13 protein-coding genes are annotated in these 15,865 nt (G+C 73.0%); 11 read left to right on the forward strand and 2 right to left on the reverse strand.

The window, feature by feature from the left end; translation table 11 throughout:
• Positions 1 to 51: 51 nt before the first annotated feature.
• Together ACFTZC_RS15285 and ACFTZC_RS15290 are read left to right on the forward strand one after the other, a co-directional pair.
• Positions 52 to 1,254, forward strand: a complete 1,203-nt coding sequence (locus ACFTZC_RS15285) for a glycoside hydrolase family 1 protein (RefSeq protein ID WP_382889714.1) — start codon at positions 52 to 54, stop codon at positions 1,252 to 1,254.
• Positions 1,255 to 1,497: 243 nt separating this feature from the next.
• Positions 1,498 to 2,982, forward strand: a complete 1,485-nt coding sequence (locus ACFTZC_RS15290; protein WP_382889715.1) for a glucoamylase family protein — start codon at positions 1,498 to 1,500, stop codon at positions 2,980 to 2,982.
• A 224-nt stretch (positions 2,983 to 3,206) separates the two neighbouring features.
• On the opposite strand, the gene ACFTZC_RS15295 is transcribed toward ACFTZC_RS15290, so the two are convergent.
• The gene (locus ACFTZC_RS15295; RefSeq protein ID WP_382889718.1) at positions 3,207 to 3,746 is read right to left on the reverse strand and encodes a hypothetical protein; all 540 of its coding nucleotides are present in this window, start codon (positions 3,744 to 3,746) and stop codon (positions 3,207 to 3,209) included.
• A 157-nt stretch (positions 3,747 to 3,903) separates the two neighbouring features.
• Positions 3,904 to 4,971 carry an Lrp/AsnC family transcriptional regulator gene (locus tag ACFTZC_RS15300; protein ID WP_382889720.1) on the reverse strand — a complete coding sequence of 356 codons (1,068 nt, stop codon included), beginning with the start codon at positions 4,969 to 4,971 and terminating at the stop codon, positions 3,904 to 3,906.
• Between the two features lie 163 nt (positions 4,972 to 5,134).
• Between ACFTZC_RS15300 and ACFTZC_RS15305 the strand changes: the two genes are divergently transcribed.
• The 9 genes from ACFTZC_RS15305 (at position 5,135) to ACFTZC_RS15345 (ending at position 15,852) form a co-directional block, all read left to right on the forward strand.
• On the forward strand, positions 5,135 to 6,040 hold the full coding sequence (locus ACFTZC_RS15305; protein ID WP_382889722.1) for a polysaccharide deacetylase: 906 nt from the start codon (positions 5,135 to 5,137) through the stop codon (positions 6,038 to 6,040).
• Between the two features lie 339 nt (positions 6,041 to 6,379).
• Positions 6,380 to 7,684 carry an MFS transporter gene (locus tag ACFTZC_RS15310; RefSeq protein ID WP_382889724.1) on the forward strand — a complete coding sequence of 435 codons (1,305 nt, stop codon included), beginning with the start codon at positions 6,380 to 6,382 and terminating at the stop codon, positions 7,682 to 7,684.
• Positions 7,684 to 8,496, forward strand: a complete 813-nt coding sequence (locus ACFTZC_RS15315; RefSeq protein WP_382889726.1) for an SDR family NAD(P)-dependent oxidoreductase — start codon at positions 7,684 to 7,686, stop codon at positions 8,494 to 8,496. The genes ACFTZC_RS15310 and ACFTZC_RS15315 overlap by 1 nt, the downstream gene beginning before the upstream one ends.
• Positions 8,493 to 10,757: a 2-dehydropantoate 2-reductase gene (locus ACFTZC_RS15320; protein WP_382889728.1), complete on the forward strand. Its 2,265-nt coding sequence runs from the start codon at positions 8,493 to 8,495 to the stop codon at positions 10,755 to 10,757. Before ACFTZC_RS15315 ends, ACFTZC_RS15320 begins: the two co-directional genes overlap by 4 nt.
• 113 nt (positions 10,758 to 10,870) lie before the next feature.
• Complete coding sequence (locus tag ACFTZC_RS15325) at positions 10,871 to 11,644, forward strand: AraC family transcriptional regulator (protein WP_382889730.1); 774 nt, start codon at positions 10,871 to 10,873, stop codon at positions 11,642 to 11,644.
• A 242-nt stretch (positions 11,645 to 11,886) separates the two neighbouring features.
• On the forward strand, positions 11,887 to 12,942 hold the full coding sequence (locus ACFTZC_RS15330; protein ID WP_382889732.1) for an iron-siderophore ABC transporter substrate-binding protein: 1,056 nt from the start codon (positions 11,887 to 11,889) through the stop codon (positions 12,940 to 12,942).
• Positions 12,939 to 13,982 carry a FecCD family ABC transporter permease gene (locus ACFTZC_RS15335; protein ID WP_382889734.1) on the forward strand — a complete coding sequence of 348 codons (1,044 nt, stop codon included), beginning with the start codon at positions 12,939 to 12,941 and terminating at the stop codon, positions 13,980 to 13,982. Before ACFTZC_RS15330 ends, ACFTZC_RS15335 begins: the two co-directional genes overlap by 4 nt.
• A complete protein-coding gene (locus tag ACFTZC_RS15340) occupies positions 13,979 to 15,031 on the forward strand; it encodes a FecCD family ABC transporter permease (RefSeq protein ID WP_382889736.1) in 1,053 nt (350 codons plus the stop codon). The genes ACFTZC_RS15335 and ACFTZC_RS15340 overlap by 4 nt, the downstream gene beginning before the upstream one ends.
• On the forward strand, positions 15,028 to 15,852 hold the full coding sequence (locus ACFTZC_RS15345) for an ABC transporter ATP-binding protein (protein WP_382889737.1): 825 nt from the start codon (positions 15,028 to 15,030) through the stop codon (positions 15,850 to 15,852). The genes ACFTZC_RS15340 and ACFTZC_RS15345 overlap by 4 nt, the downstream gene beginning before the upstream one ends.
• Positions 15,853 to 15,865: the final 13 nt, after the last annotated feature.

The following is a 15,865-nucleotide window of genomic DNA, read 5'->3' on the forward strand; positions in this document are numbered from 1 at the left end:
GCCACGCCACGCCGACCGTTCCCCCTCCACGCACCGGAAAGACATCTCGTGATGACGCACACCCACGTTCCGTTCCCCGAAGGCTTCCTGTGGGGCGCCTCCACGGCCGCCCACCAGATCGAGGGCAACAACACCAACAGCGACTGGTGGGTCAAGGAACACACCGCGGGCACCCACATCCAGGAGCCCAGCCTGGACGCCTGTGACAGCTACCACCGCTGGCGCGAGGACATGGACGTACTGGCCGGGCTCGGCTTCACCGACTACCGCTTCTCCATCGAATGGGCGCGTATCGAGCCCGCGGAGGGCCGGTTCTCGCGCGCCGAACTCGCCCACTACCGCCGCATGGTCGAGGGCGCCGTCGAACGCGGCCTGCGCCCGATGGTCACCCTGCACCACTTCACCGTGCCGCAGTGGTTCGAGGAGCGCGGCGGCTTCACCTCCGAGGGCGCCACCGAACTCTTCGCCCGGTACGTCGCGGCCTGCGCCCCGGTCATCTCGGAGGGCGTCGACCACGTCTGCACCATCAACGAGCCCAACATGATCGCCGTCATGGCGGGCCAGGCCCGGCGCGGCGACATCGGCTTCCCGCCGGCCGGGCTGCCGACCCCGGACGAGGAGACCACCCACGCCGTGATCGCCGCGCACCACGCGGCCGTCAAGGAGGTCCGCGCCATCAACCCGGACATCCGGGTCGGCTGGACCGTCGCCAACCAGGTCTACCAGGCGCTGCCCGGCGCCGAAGCGGTCGCCGCGGCCTACCGGCACCCCCGCGAGGACGTCTTCATCGAGGCCGCCCGCGGCGACGACTGGATCGGCGTGCAGTCCTACACCCGGACCAGGATCGGCGCCGACGGCCCGATCCCCACCGCCGACGGCGTCGAGCGCACCCTTACGCAGTGGGAGTACTACCCCGAGGCGGTGGGCCACGCGCTGCGCCACACCGCCGAGGTCGCCGGTCCCGACCTGCCACTGATCGTCACCGAGAACGGCATCGCGACCGACGACGACCACCGCCGGATCGACTACTACACCGGCGCGCTGAACGAGGTCGCCGCCGCGCTCCAGGACGGGCTGCGCGTCGAGGGATACCTCGCCTGGAGCGCGCTGGACAACTACGAGTGGGGCTCGTACGAGCCCGCGTTCGGCCTGATCGGCTGGGACCCGGAGACCTTCGAGCGGCGGCCCAAGCCGTCCGCCACCTGGCTGGGCGCCATGGGCCGCACCCGCGCACTCCCCCGCCTGGCCGACTGACGCCGACACCGGGCCCCGTACGCCGCTGGGAGCCGCCCGTACGGGGCCGCCCGTACGGGGCCCGGCGCCACCTGACCGGCACCGGGCCCCGTACGCCGCCGGGCGCCACGGCCCGGGTCCGCCACGGCGCGCGCCCGTCACGGGTCCGCCGGCGCCCGGGCCGCGCCGCCCGGCCACCTGAACCGCACCGCGTACGTCACGGAACTTCCCCCGTCCCCTTCTGCCACCGGGAGCTGGATCGTCATGGACCGTCGCACGTTTCTCACCGCCGCGGGGAGCGGAGCCGCCGCGCTCTCCCTCGGCGCCGCCTCCGCCCCCTCCGCACTCGCCGCGCCCTCCACGCTCGCCGCGGCGCGGGACTCCGCCGCTCCGCCTCTGCTGCGCTGGTTCCGCGACACCCACCGCTCCATCGAGGCGATGACCACCGACTTCGGTCTCGCCGTCGACAAGATCGACCTCAGTGCCGCCGGCGGCCCCGTGCTCTCCCGCCAGACCTCACCGACCAACATCGGCTGCGGCCTCTGGTCGACCGTCGCCGCCGCCGGCCTCGGCGTGATCGACGACCGGACCATGGAGCGCCGCCTGGCACGCACCGTCGGCGCCGTCGAGAAGCTGGAGCGCCACCACGGCTTCTGGCTCAACTGGTACGACGCGCACGACGGTTCGGTGCTGACCGAGTGGCCGGAGACGGGTGCCCCGGTCCGCCCTTTCCTCTCCTCCGTCGACAACGCCTGGCTGATCACCGGGCTGCGCATCGCCGCCGACGCCGCGCCCGCGCTGCGCCCCCGGATCGCCCGCCTGCTCGCCACGGCCGACTGGTCGTACTACTACACCCCGTACGACCCCGCCGACCCGGTCGCCGGACCGGGGCAGCTGCGCGGCGGCTTCTGGACCGACACCGGAGAGCCGACGGGACACCACTACGGGGCCCTCAACACCGAGCCCCGCATGGCGAGTTACCTGGGCATCGCGGACGGTTCACTGCCCTCCGACCACTACTGGCACATGCTGCGCACCATGCTCCCGGAACACGAGCAGGAGCAGCGCCCGGGGGGCCGGTACGAGGTCATGGACGGGGTCCGCGTCTGGCAGGGGCACTACACCCACCGGGGCCGCGCGCTCGTCCCGACCTGGGGCGGTTCGATGTTCGAGGCGCTGATGGTGCCGCTCTTCGTCCCGGAGCCGGAGTGGTCGCCCCGGTCCTGGGGCCTCACCCACCACCGGTACGTCCGCGGCCAGATCGAGCACGGCCTGGAGGAGGCGGCGTACGGCTACTGGGGCTTCTCCCCCGCCAACATTCCCGAGGGCGGGTACCAGGAGTACGGGGTCGACGCGATCGGCATGCAGGTCGACGGGTACGCCTCCAACACCGACCGGACGTACACCACGGACGGCGCGCCGCTGCCACCGCCGTCCGCGTTCACCAACGGGGTGGTCACACCGCACGCCTCCTTCCTCGCCCTGCCGTACGCGCCCCGCGAGGCGGTCGCCAACCTGCGCGCGCTGGACCGGGACTTCGGCGCGTACCACGACGGCTACGGCTTCCGTGACTCCGTCAACGTCTCCACGGGCCGGGTGAGCGACTTCGTACTGGCCCTGGACCAGGGCATGATCGCGGCCGCCCTGGCGCAGGCGATCCGGCCCGGACTGCTGCAGCGCCCGTTCCGTACGGGAGGCTTCCGCGCCCGGGTCCGCCCGCTGCTCGCGAAGGAGCGGTTCTCCATCTAGACGAGTAAGTCCGAAGTAGCGTCGTCCGCCCCCTTGGGGCGGGCGGGGAGGTGTCAGGTCCGTGCAGCCGCAAGGCGGAGGAGGGAAGCGACGCGGAGCGTCGTTGACTGACGACAACGCCGCGGATGTGCGTGCATGGCGCCTCCCCGCAGACGGGACTTCGGACTTACTCGTCCAGGCACGCGGCCCGGGCGGAAGCCCCCGCCCGGGCCGCTCCGCCACCGTCAGTTCCAGGGGTTGGCGATCTGGTCGTCGACGGCGGTCCAGAGGCGTGCGCCCTCCGGTACGTAGCCGTACGCCCAGAAGGACCAGCCGCCGGAGGACTCCAGGCCGGGTCCGTACCGGCCGTCGTGGAACTCGGCCATCCGCCAGCCCGCCCCGTAGTACTGGACGCAGAGGCTGTCGGCGACGGCCCGGCTGGTCAGCGTCGTGCCGCGTACGGGCGGGGTGGCCGCGACGGTTCCCCGGGCCCAGCCCGCGTAGAAGTCCGGAGTGACGCCGGCCGGTACGGCGGCGCCGGTGACTCTCAGGCACAGCACCGACAGCGCGGTGGAGGCGGGGGTGTCCCCCTGGTACGGGTTGGTCACCGCGTCGGAGCTGACCCGGACGGTACCGTCCGCGCCCTTGGCCGCCACCGTCCAGGTCATCCCGGCGTGATCGGCGCTGACCCCCGCCTGCGCGGGCGCGGCGGTCAGGGTCAAGAAGGTGAGCGAGGCGGCGACCGCGGCGGCGGCGGCGGTGCCCCGGCGTAACGGATTCCTCATGCGTGTCCCTCCGGACGGCGGACACCGGCACCGGCAACGACTGCTCGGTGCTCGGTGCGTGATGCCCGACCAGCATCGGGAGGAGCGCACGATTCCATCACTTCTTCTTCGCTGATTGACCACAAATGCTCGCGCGGCGTCCGATAAGACACTCTTGTCACAGGGGCACATCGGGGAGCGCGATGTCCCCGTCGTACCAGGGGTCGATGGGCGCGCTCTCCAGGCGGCGTCCCAGTTCGTCCAGGATCCAGCCCTGCCGCTTCAGCGTCCGCAGTACGACGCCGTGGTCGGCGATCTCCAGCCCCGGGCACTGGGTGCCGATCCGGTCCTCCAGGTCATGGGCGCTGTCGACCGAGTGCAGCCAGGTGGAGAGGAGGATGTTCGTCTCGCCGCTGGTGGCGGTGAGCAGCCGGACGTCGGGCATCCGGCCGAGGTGTTCGCAGATCCGCCGCCGCTGCGCGACCGGCGCCCTGGCCCACATGAGCGAGGTGACCGGCCAGCCCGTGATGTGCTGGGAGATCTCGCAGCGGAACGCGACGGCCCCCGTACGCTCCAGGCGCGCCAGCCGGCGCCGGACGGCGGTCTGGCTGGTGCCGGTGCGCTCGGCCAGGTCGGTGACGGGCAGCCGGCCGTCCGGGGCGAGGGCGAGGAGCAGTTCCCTGTCCGGTGCGCTCAGCGGGCCGGGGGCGGGCTGCCGCGGCGCGGTCTCGTCCGCGACGCTCTGGAGCAGCTGCTGCTGCGCGCGAGGCAGGGCGTCCAGTCGCCAGTCGCTGCCGGAGACGAGGATGCGCGTGGTGATCTGGGTGTTCACCCGTACCACCCCCGGCAGCCGGCTCACCCCGTCCAGGATGAACCGGGACAGGCTCGGCAGGTCCCGGGTGACGGCGTTGACGTGGATGTCGCGCCCGCTGGCCAGCTCCATGACGGACTTCGTCCGCGGGTCCCGGGCCAGCGCCAGGGCGACCCCGCGCCGGGCCCCGGGTCCGCAGTCCACGTCGATGAACGCGTTGCAGAGCGAGCGCCACAGGGCGGGGCTGCCGGTCGCCGTCACCCAGGCCAGGCCCCGGTCGGAGATCCGCCCCCAGCGGCGGGCGACCGTCACCGCGCTGAGTCCGAGCACCTCACTGATCGCCGTCCAGGAGGCGCGTGGCGCGATCTGGAGGGCGTGGGCGATGGCCAGATCCGTCTCGTCGAGCTGGGCCTGGAGGGCGGCGGAATCCTTCACCCGGGGATGATCCATGGCGATTCTCGTCGATTTCCTGGGTTGATGAACGGGAGATGGCCACGATGTACCACCACCGGCGGCCCCGCAAGAGCGGTGGCGACCGGAGTGGTACGTCGCCGGGGGCGCCCCGGGACACATTTCTCTCACGGAAGGCCGGATTCTGATGCCGCAGAGCGAACAGCAGCAGCCGTGGGAATGGGACGAGCCGACCTGGCGCGGCCATGTCGGACGCGTACGCGCCGGGCGCTCCCTGGCACCCGCCGGCTGGCCCGGCGGGGCGCGCTGCGCGGTGGCCGTGTCCTTCGACTCGGACCACGAGACCCCGGCGCTGCGGGACGGCGAGACGAGCCCGGCCAAACTCGCCCAGGGCGAGTACGGCGCCCGGGTGGCCGTGCCGAAGATCCTCGGCCTGCTGGAGAGGCACCGCGTGCCGGCGAGCTTCTTCATGCCCGCCGTCTGCGCGCTGCTGCGCCCGCAGGAGGCGAAGTCCTACACGGCCGCCGGGCACGAGCTGGCGGTCCACGGCTGGATCCACGAGCGCAACACCCTGCTCACCGCGGAGACCGAGCGTGAGCTCCAGTTCCGCGCCGCCGACACCCTGGAGCGGATCGGCGGCGTACGTCCCGTCGGCATCCGCACGCCGAGCTGGGACTTCTCCCCGCACACCCTGGCGATCACCCGTGAGATGGGACTGCTCTACGACTCCTCGCTGATGGCCGACGACGAGCCCTACGAGCTGGTCGAGGACGGGGAGCCGACCGGTGTGGTGGAGATCCCCGTGGAGTGGATCCGCGACGACGCGCCCTACTTCATGATGGAGCGTTTCGCCTCGCTGCGGCCCTACATCGCGCCGCGCGACGTGCTCGGCATCTGGCAGGACGAGTTCGCCGCCGCGTACGCGGCGGGCGGTCTGTTCCAGCTCACGATGCACCCGCACATCATCGGCCACCGCTCCCGGCTCGTCGTGCTCGACGAACTGCTCGCGCACATCGGCGGGCACGAGGGGGTGTGGTTCGCCACCCACCGGGAGATCGCGGAGCACTGCCTCGCGCACCGCCCGGCCGTCTGACCCGTACTCCCCGGTGGTGTGCGGACATCCCGTACACACCACTCGTACGCGCACACCCCCGTACGCACCCCTCGTACGCACCCCTCGTACGCACGTCCGCCGCCCCACCCGGCGCCCCGGACCGCCGCCGGCGACCGCCCCGGCCGCCCTCGCGTCCCCACCCCAGGACGCCCCCGCTCGCACCCCGCGCGCCCGTCCCCCGGCGCGCCCGTCGACCCCGGTTCCGCCCCGCCCCGAGAGGCCCGGCGGAGCCGCCCCCCACGGGAAAACACCGGGCCCGCACGCCCGCAGCCCGATCCGTCCCCAGTGACGCTCCCAAGGAAGGCGAGGATCCTCCTCGTGAAAACCGACACCGCCGCATCCGGTACCGCCCCGTCGCACAAACTCACGCCCAAGCAGCGCAAGGCCATCGTGGCCGGTTCCGTGGGCAACACCGTCGAATTCGTCGACTGGGCCCTCTACGGCATCTTTGTGAAGATCATCGCGGATGTCTTCTTCCCGAAGGCCGAGGGAGCGGTCGCGCTCCTCTCCACGCTCGCCGTCTTCGCCGTCGGCTTCGTGATGCGGCCGGTGGGGGCCGCCGTCCTCGGCGCGTACGCCGACCGGCACGGCCGCAAGAAGGGGCTCTCCCTCACCATCGGCCTGATGGCAGGTGCCGGTTTCATCATCGCGATCACCCCGGGATACGAGACGATCGGCATCGCCGCCCCGGTGATCCTGCTGCTGGCGCGGCTCACCCAGGGCTTCTCCGCGGGCGGCGAGTTCGGCTCGTCCTCGGCGTTCCTGGTGGAGTCCGCGGCGCCCGGACGGCGTGCCTTCGCCGGGTCCTGGCAGCAGGTGTCCGTCGCGGGCGGTGTCCTGATCGCCTCGCTGCTCGGCACGGCCTTCACCTCGCTGCTCAGCGAGGACGCCCTGCACAGCTGGGGCTGGCGGGCCGCCTTCGTCATCGGCGCGCTGCTCGGCCTCGTCGGGCTCTGGCTGCGCGTCACCGTCGAGGACACCGAGTCCTTCAACGAGACCAAGGCCGAGGGGCAGGACCGCAAGAACCCGCTGAAGGCGATGTTCGTCGAGCACCCGGCCGCCGCGCTGCGGGTCGCGGGCATCACGGTCGCGGGCACACTGACGTACTACATCTGGGTCAACTACCTGCCGACGTACGCCAATCTCACCACCGGCATCCCGCTGGAGCGGGCGCTGCTCTCGCAGACCCTGTGCCTGGTCGTCTTCATCGTGCTGCTGCCCTTCGCCGGGCTGCTCTCCGACAAGCTGGGACGCAAGCCCACCCTGGCGGCGTTCGCCGCGGGCTTCGTCCTCCTCTCCTGGCCGATGCTGCACCTCCTGAACGACAGCTTCCTCGTCCTGTTCCTGGTGCAGCTCACCGGCATGCTGCTGATCCTCGGCTACTCCGCCAACTGCGCGGTGATCATGGCCGAGCAGTTCCCGCCGGAGGTCCGGGCCACCGGGATCGCCCTGCCGTACGCGCTGGCCGTCGCCGTGTTCGGCGGCACCGCCCCGTACGTCACGACCTGGCTGAGCGACTCCGGCCACGCCGACAAGCTCTGGCTGTACGTCTCCGGCGCCGCCCTGATCTCCCTCGTCGTCTACCTGACCATGCCCGAGACCAAGGACAAGGAGTTCTCCTGATGGCGCACGTACTGGTCACCGGTGCCGCGAGCGGCATCGGACGGGCCGTCGCCGAGCACTTCGCCGCGGCCGGCCACCGGCTGACGCTCGTGGACATCGACGCCGACCGGCTCGCCGGCACGGCGAGCGCGCTGGGCGCGGCCCACCAGGTCCACGACCTCTGCGCCCCGGACGGCCCGGCCGCCGCCGTCGGCGACGCCTGGGAGGCCCACGGGCCGGTGGACGTGCTGGTCAACTCGGCCGGCATCTACCCGTCGCTCGACATGGCCGAGGTCACCGCCGCCGACTGGGACCGGGTCTTCGCGCTCAACACCCGGGCGCCGGTGCTCGCCACGGCCGAACTGGCCCGCCGCGCGACCGCCGCGGGGCGGCCCGCGTCGGTGGTCAACATCTCCTCCGGCGCCGCGCTGCGCGCCCGGCCCGGCGGCGGCCCGTACGCGAGTTCCAAGGCGGCGCTGGAGATGGCGACCCGCGCGGCGGCCCTCGAACTGGGCCCGCACGGCATCCGCGTCAACGCCGTCAGCCCCGGCTTCATCGGGGTCGACAGCGCCTGCAACCCCGTCACCGACGAATACGCCGCGGCCGTCTCGGTCAACCCGCTGGGACGGCCGGGCACCCCGGCGGACATCGCGCGCGCCGTCGTGTGGATCGCCGGCCCCGACGCCTCCTGGGTGACCGGCGAGATCCTGCGCGTGGACGGCGGCAGCGGCACCGGCGCCACCCATCTGCCCCGGCTGTGGCCGCCGCCCGGCGGCTCCACACCCCGCAGTCCGGGTCACGGCCCGGACACCACGAAAGGACCCACCACATGACCGGCGATGCCTACACCGTGGTCGGCGCGGGCGCCATCGGCGGCACCCTCGCCCACCGCCTCGCGGCGGCCGGACACCAGGTCACCGTCATCGACACCGACACCGCCCACGTCGCCGCGATCCAGGCGGACGGGCTGACCATCCTGCGCGGCGAGGAGCGCGAGAGCGTACGCCTCGACGCCGCCACCCCGGACACGTACCAGGGCCCGCCGCTCGGGCGCGTCCTGCTCAGTGTCAAGGCGCAGGCCACCGAGGCGGCCGTGCGCTGGATCGCGCCGCGCCTCGCCCCGGACGGGTATGTCGTCTCCGTGCAGAACGGTTTCAACGAGGCCCTCATCGCCGAGCACGTCGGCGCGGAACGCACCGTCGCCGCCTTCGTCAACATCTTCGCCGACCTCGTCGAACCGGGCGTGGTGCGCGACGGCGGCCCCGGCGCGTTCGTCCTCGGCGAGGTGGGCGGCGCGCCCGTCTCCCCCCGGGTGCGCGCCCTGGTCGCCGACCTCCAGGCGTGGGGGCCCGCCCGGGCCACCGACAACGTCGAGGGCTATCTGTGGGCGAAGGCCGCGTTCGGTGCCATGCTCTCCGCGACCGCCCTCGCCGACGCCCCCATCGCGGACCTGGTGGACCGTCACCGCCCCACCATGTACGCGCTGGCCGCGGAGGTGTACGCGGCGGCCGACGAGGCCGGGGTACGGCTGGAGTCGTTCGACGCCTTCGAGGCGCCCGCCTTCCGGCCGGACCACGACCCGGCCGCGCGGGACGCCGCCTGCGACCGGCTGACGGCGTGGCTGCGCACCCAGCCGAAGGACCGCAGCGGCATCTGGCGCGACCTGGCCGTCCGCCGCCGTCCGGTGGAGGTGACCACGCACTACACGGACGTGTTCGCGTACGCGCGGCGCGCGGGCCGGCCGACGCCGGTGCTCCGGGCCGTCCTGGACGGTCTGCGGGAACTGGAGCGGGACCCGTCCACCATGTCCGAGTCCCGTCTGGAGGCCCTCGACCGGCTGACCGCCTCCGGCGGCGCCGGAACGTCCGGCGGCGGTACGGCGGACGCGGACGGCGCGCCGGAGCAGGGGCTGCCCACCGGTCCCGCGCTCACCGACGCGCAGGCCGTCGCCGTCCGGGACTGGCTCGACGGGCACCGCGACGCGATGGACGCCGACCTGGCCGCGTACACCGGGCAGGAGAGCTCCAGCGACGACGAGGCGTCGCTCACCGCCTGCCTCGACTGGCTGCGCGGCTGGCTGGACACCGCTCTCGGCGCGCCCGTGAAGGAGGAACTGATCCCGCGTGACGGCGCGGGCGACATCCTGGTCCGGCGCTATGCGGGCAGCGGTGCGCCGGCCGCCGCCCCGCTGCTGCTCGTCGGCCACTACGACACCGTCTGGTCCACCGGGACCCTGCGGGACTGGTCGTACCGGCGGGACGGGGACCGTATCTCCGGCCCCGGTGTGTTCGACATGAAGGCCGGGCTCGTCCAGGCCGTCTGGGCGCTGCGCGCGCTCACGGCGCTCGGGCTGCCGCGTCCGGAGTGCACCCTGCTGCTCAACGGGGACGAGGAGACGGGCAGCGAGGCGTCCAGCGATGTCATCGTCGCGGAGGCGCGGCGCTCCCGGGCGGCGCTGGTCTTCGAGGCGAGCGCGGACGGCGCGGTGAAGACGACCCGTAAGGGGGTCGGGCTGTTCTCCCTCACCGTCACCGGCGAGGAGGCGCACGCCGGGCTCGACCCGACGCGCGGGGCCAGCGCGGTCAACGAGATCGCCCGTCAGGTGCTGGCGCTGGAGGCCCTCGCCGACCCGGCGGCCGGGACCACCGTCAACGTGGGGGTGCTGCGCGGCGGCACCCGCAGCAACGTCACGGCGGGAGAGGCGGTCGCGCACCTGGACATCCGGGTGGCGACCGAGGCCGAACGCGCCCGCCTGGACACGGCGCTGGCCGCCCTCACCCCGTTCGATCCCCGGACGGGTCTGGCACTCGGCGGCGGCTGGAACCGTCCGGTCTTCGAGCGCACCGAGAGCGTCGGGCACCTGTACGCGGTCGCCCGGGCCTGCGCCGTGCCGCTCGGCCTCCAGCTGCGCGAGACGGCCGTGGGCGGCGCCAGCGACGGGAACTTCATCCTGGCCGCGGGCACCCCCGTGCTCGACGGGCTCGGCGCGGTGGGCGGCGGCGCCCACGCCCGCGGCGAGCACGTGACGCTCAGCGGCATGGTCGAGCGCTCCGCCCTGGCGGCCGGTGTCCTCGCCGCCTTCGCCACCGTCTGAGGAATCCCCCCGTTCGGGAGGGGCCCCGCCCGCCTGTGTTCCCGCCTCCGTTAGGGTGACGGGATGCGACGCGTCTCCCGCACCATCGGCCCCGCTACGAGCGGGGCCCGCGCGTGACCACGGAGACCAGGTCGCTGCCGGCCCTCGCGCCCGGCGCGACGGAGACGCCCTTCGTCATCATGGGGTACGACGAGGTCGTCGCACACGACACCGTGTGGGACGAACACTCCCACCCCTTCCACGAGTTGCTCTGGAACGAGCGCGGTGTCTCCTCGGCGGTGGTCGGCGCGCGGGTCTGGACGATCACCCCCGCGCTGGGCCTGTGGATGCCCGCGGGCACACTGCATTCCGGCTCGGCGGTCGCCGGTACCTGGTTCCGCGCGAGTTTCTTCGGCTTCGGCACCACGTCCTCGATCTCCGACGTGCCGGTCGCGGTCGAGATCACCCCGCTGCTGCGGCTGCTGCTCGAACGGCTCGGCGATCCGGGGCTCGCCGCGCGCTCCCGGGCGGCGACCGAGGCGCTGGTGCTCGACGTACTCGCGCCATCGCCGCGCGAACTGCTCGTACAGGTGCCCACCTCCGCCCTGCTGCACCCGATCGCCGAGGCGGTACGGGAGGACCCGGGCGACCCGCGGACGCTGACGGACTGGGCCGGCGCCCTCGGGGTGAGCCCCCGCACGATCACCCGCGCCTTCAACTCCGAGACGGGTACGAGCTTCGCGCGCTGGGTGGCCGCGGTGCGCGCCCAGCACGCGGTCGCCCTGCTCACCCGGGGCTGGGACGTCGAGGCCGTCGCCGAGCAGGTCGGCTACCGGTCGGCCAGTGCTTTCGGCGCGGCCTTCCGCCGTACGACCGGGCTCACCCCCGGTACCTTCCGGGCGCGCTGAGCCGGTCGCCCGCACCCCGGGGGTCCGGGGCCGGGACCGGGACCGGGACCGGGTATGTCCGGATCGCTACAACAGCTGACCCAAAGGGTTGATTGCGACACGGGGGCAACCTCTTTAAAGTACAAAGGCAAGCCTTACCTAACCGGCTTGTGCGAGCCCGGTGCACCGCTCCACGACGGCATCCCGCGACCCGGACGTGCGAGGGCCGGCACCCCTGACCCCCGAAAGCTGAGTACGGACCCATGCCTTCATACCGCCTTCGCCTGCTCACCGCGGCAGCCGCCCTGGTGGGTCTCACCGCCTGCGGCAGCCCGACCGACACCGGGGACTCCGGGGACACCGGCGCCGGAAGCCCGGACGGGAAGAGCAGTTCGAGCCAGTTCCCGCTGACCGTCGAGCACGCCCTGGGGAAGACCACCATCCCGGCCAAGCCGCAGCGCGTCGCCACGGTGAACTGGGCCAACGACGAAGTGCCCCTGGCGCTCGGGGTCGTACCGGTGGGCATGGCCAAGGCGAACTTCGGCGACGACGACGGCGACGGCGTGCTGCCCTGGACCGAGGAGCGGCTCAAGGAGCTGAAGGCGGAGACGCCGGTGCTGTTCGACGAGACCGACGGGATCGACTTCGAGGCCGTGGCCGACACGGAGCCGGACGTGATCCTGGCCGCGTACTCGGGGCTGACCGCGCAGGACTACGAGACGCTGAGCGAGATCGCCCCCGTGGTGGCGTATCCGGACGCGCCGTGGGCGACGCCGTGGCGCGAGATCATCCGGACGAACAGCAAGGCGATCGGGCTCGCAGACGAGGGCGAGAAGCTGATCACGGACCTGGAGGGCGACATCAGCAAGACGGTCGCCAAGTACCCGCAGCTCAAGGGCAAGTCGGCGATGTTCATGACGCATGTCGACCCCAACGACGTGAGCGAGATCGGCTTCTACACGACGCACGACACCCGGACGCAGTTCTTCCAGGACCTCGGCCTGAAGACCCCGGGCAGCATCACGGAGGCGTCCAAGGGCACCGAGAAGTTCGCCCTGACGCGGAGCGCCGAACAGATCGACGTGTTCGACGACGTCGACATCATCACCGGGTACGGCGACGAGAAGGGCGAGATGCTCACGACCCTCCGCAAGGACCCGCTGATCTCGAAGATCCCCGCGATGAAGCGCGGCTCGGCGTACCTGCTGCCCGGCACCACGCCCCTGGCGACCGCGGCGAACCCCACGCCCCTGTCGATCTCGTGGGTCCTGGACGACTACGTCGCCGCCCTCGCCGAGGCCGCGGACAAGGTCAAGTGACGACGGCCGGCACCCGGCGCCCGCCGGGCGCCGCCGTGACGCGGCGCCCGGCCGGCGCCCGGACGCTGTGGCTCCTCGCCGCGCTCCTGGTGCTGGCCGCGATCATGGTGGCGTCCCTCGCGTTCGGTTCGCGCGATGTCGCCTGGTCCGACGTGTGGGCGGCGCTCGGGGGCGCCGACGACTCCCTGGAGCGGGCGGCGGCCACCAAGCGGCTGCCCCGTACGGTGCTCGCCGCGGTGATCGGCGCGGCGCTCGGCCTGGCCGGCTGTGTGATGCAGGGCGTGACCCGCAACCCGCTGGCCGACCCGGGCATCCTCGGGGTCAACATGGGCGCCTCGCTCGCCGTGGTCACCGGGGTCGCGTACTTCGGCCTCACGTCGCCGACCTCGTACGTATGGGTCGCGATCGTGGGCGCGGGGCTCTCGGCCCTGTTCGTGTACACGGTCGGGACGATCGGCCGGGGCGGCACCACGCCCCTCAAGCTCGCGCTGGCCGGCGCCGCCACGTCGGCCGCGTTCGCCTCGCTGGTCAGCGCCGTGGTCCTGCCGCGCAACGACATCGCGGGAAGCTTCCGGCTCTGGCAGATCGGCGGGGTCGGCGGGGCGTCCTTCGAACGCGTCGGGCAGGTCCTGCCCTTCCTCCTGGTGGGCTTCGCCGTCTGTCTGCTCTCCGCGCGGGCGCTCAACTCGCTCGCGCTGGGCGACGAGTTGGCAGCCGGTCTCGGTGAACGCGTCGCCGTCGCACGGGCCATGGCCGCGCTCGGCGCCGTCGTGCTGTGCGGCGCGGCGACCTCGGTCACCGGGCCGATCGCCTTCGTCGGCCTGGTCGTTCCCCACGTCTGCCGCCTGCTGGCCGGTGTCGACCACCGCTGGCTGCTGCCGTTCTCGGCGCTGCTGGGCGCGTCGCTGCTCACGGCCGCCGATGTGGTCGGACGGGTCGTGGCGCGTCCCGCGGAGATCGACGTGGGCATCGTGACGGCGCTGATCGGCGCCCCGTTCTTCATCTACATCGTCCGTCGTCAGAAGGTACGTGCCCTGTGAGTGCCAAGGTCCTGACCCGGCCGCCGTCCGCCGGGGCGGCGGCCCGCGGCCGGGTGCGCCGCGCGTCCCGGCGGCGCGTCGTCGTCCTCGCGCTGGCGGTCCTCGTCGCCGTCGCGTTCTGCGTCACCCTGATGGCCGGGCAGACGTTCTACCCGCCGCGCGACGTGATCCGGGTGGTCCTCGGCGAGCAGGTGCCGGGGGCCTCCTTCACGGTCGGCCGGCTGCGGCTGCCGCGGGCGGTGCTCGCCATGGTGGCGGGGTTCAGTTTCGGGCTCGCCGGTGTCACCTTCCAGACGATGCTCCGCAACCCGCTCGCCAGCCCGGACATCATCGGCATCAGCTCCGGTGCGAGCGCCGCCGCCGCTTTCGCGATCGTGACCCTGTCCCTCGGCGAGTTCCAGGTGTCGGTCATCGCCATCGCCGCCGGACTCGCCGTGGCCGTCCTGGTGTACGCGCTGGCCTTCCGGGGCGGTGTCGCCGGCACCCGGCTCATCCTGATCGGCATCGGGATCTCCGCGATGCTCGACAGCCTGACCAACTACGTCCTGTCCCAGGCCGCCGAGTGGGACCTCCAGGAGGCGATGCGCTGGCTGACCGGCAGCCTCAACGGGGCGAGCTGGGACCAGGTCGTGCCCGCCGTCGCCGCCCTGGCGGTGCTCACCCCCGTCCTGCTGGCCAGGTCGCGCGATCTCTCCGCGATGCAGCTCGGCGACGACACCGCCTCCGCCCTCGGGGTCCGGGTCGAACGGACCCGTATCACGGTCATCGTCGCCGCCGTCGGGCTGATCGCCTTCGCGACGGCGGCGGCCGGTCCCATCGCGTTCGTGGCGTTCCTCTCCGGTCCCATCGCCGCGCGGATCGTGGGGGCGGGGAGTTCACTGCTGGTGCCCGCCGGACTGGTCGGCTCGCTCCTGGTGCTGGTCGCCGACTTCTGCGGCCAGTTCGCCTTCGGCACCCGGTACCCGGTCGGGGTCGTCACCGGCGTCCTCGGGGCCCCGTACCTCGTCCATCTGATCATCCGTACCAACCGGACAGGAGGGTCGCTGTGACCTCGACCCACTCACTCGCGGCCGAGGGCCTCACGCTGGGCTACGGCGACCGCGTCGTCATCGACTCCCTCGACCTGGCCGTGCCGCCCGGCCGGATCACGGTGATCGTCGGCGCGAACGCCTGCGGGAAGTCGACCCTGCTGCGCTCGATGTCCCGGCTGCTCGCGCCCCGCGCGGGCCGGGTCGTCCTGGACGGCAGGGAGGTGCACCGGCTGCCCGCGAAGGAACTGGCCCGTACGCTCGGGCTCCTCCCCCAGTCACCGGTCGCCCCCGAGGGCATCACCGTCGGGGATCTCGTCGGCCGCGGCCGCCATCCGCACCAGGGCGTCTTCTCCCGCTGGAGCGAGCGGGACGACGCCGCCGTGGCGTCCGCCCTCGACGCGACGCACACGACGGAGCTCGCCGACCGCGCGGTGGACGAGTTGTCCGGGGGCCAGCGCCAGCGCGTGTGGATCGCGATGGCGCTCGCCCAGCAGACCGATCTGCTGCTGCTCGACGAGCCCACCACCTTCCTCGACGCGAGCCATCAGATCGAGGTCCTGGACCTGCTGACCGACCTGAACCAGGCGCGCGGGACCACCATCGTCATGGTCCTGCACGACCTCAACCTCGCGGCGCGGTACGCCGATCACCTCATCGCCCTCGCGGCGGGCCGGCTCCATGCCGTCGGGACCCCCGCCGAGGTGCTGACGCGGGAGAACGTGCGCGCGGTGTTCGGCCTCGACAGCCGCATCATCGAGGACCCCGTCTCGGGCCGCCCGCTGATGCTGCCGATCGGCCGTCACCACGCCGGGACCCCGGCGGAGGAAGCGGTCCGGTGACGGCCCCGTCGGC

Source organism: Streptomyces sp. NPDC056987, from assembly GCF_042673865.1.
Classification (GTDB): domain Bacteria; phylum Actinomycetota; class Actinomycetes; order Streptomycetales; family Streptomycetaceae; genus Streptomyces.

What these genes read in the sequence shown, in the direction of transcription:
- ACFTZC_RS15285 (WP_382889714.1), top strand. Translation starts at nt 52, where the DNA reads ATGACGCACACCCACGTTCCGTTCCCCGAAGGCTTCCTGTGGGGCGCC.
- ACFTZC_RS15290 (WP_382889715.1), top strand. Translation starts at nt 1,498, where the DNA reads ATGGACCGTCGCACGTTTCTCACCGCCGCGGGGAGCGGAGCCGCCGCG.
- ACFTZC_RS15295 (WP_382889718.1), bottom strand. Translation starts at nt 3,746, where the DNA reads ATGAGGAATCCGTTACGCCGGGGCACCGCCGCCGCCGCCGCGGTCGCC.
- ACFTZC_RS15305 (WP_382889722.1), top strand. Translation starts at nt 5,135, where the DNA reads ATGCCGCAGAGCGAACAGCAGCAGCCGTGGGAATGGGACGAGCCGACC.
- ACFTZC_RS15315 (WP_382889726.1), top strand. Translation starts at nt 7,684, where the DNA reads ATGGCGCACGTACTGGTCACCGGTGCCGCGAGCGGCATCGGACGGGCC.
- ACFTZC_RS15320 (WP_382889728.1), top strand. Translation starts at nt 8,493, where the DNA reads ATGACCGGCGATGCCTACACCGTGGTCGGCGCGGGCGCCATCGGCGGC.
- ACFTZC_RS15330 (WP_382889732.1), top strand. Translation starts at nt 11,887, where the DNA reads ATGCCTTCATACCGCCTTCGCCTGCTCACCGCGGCAGCCGCCCTGGTG.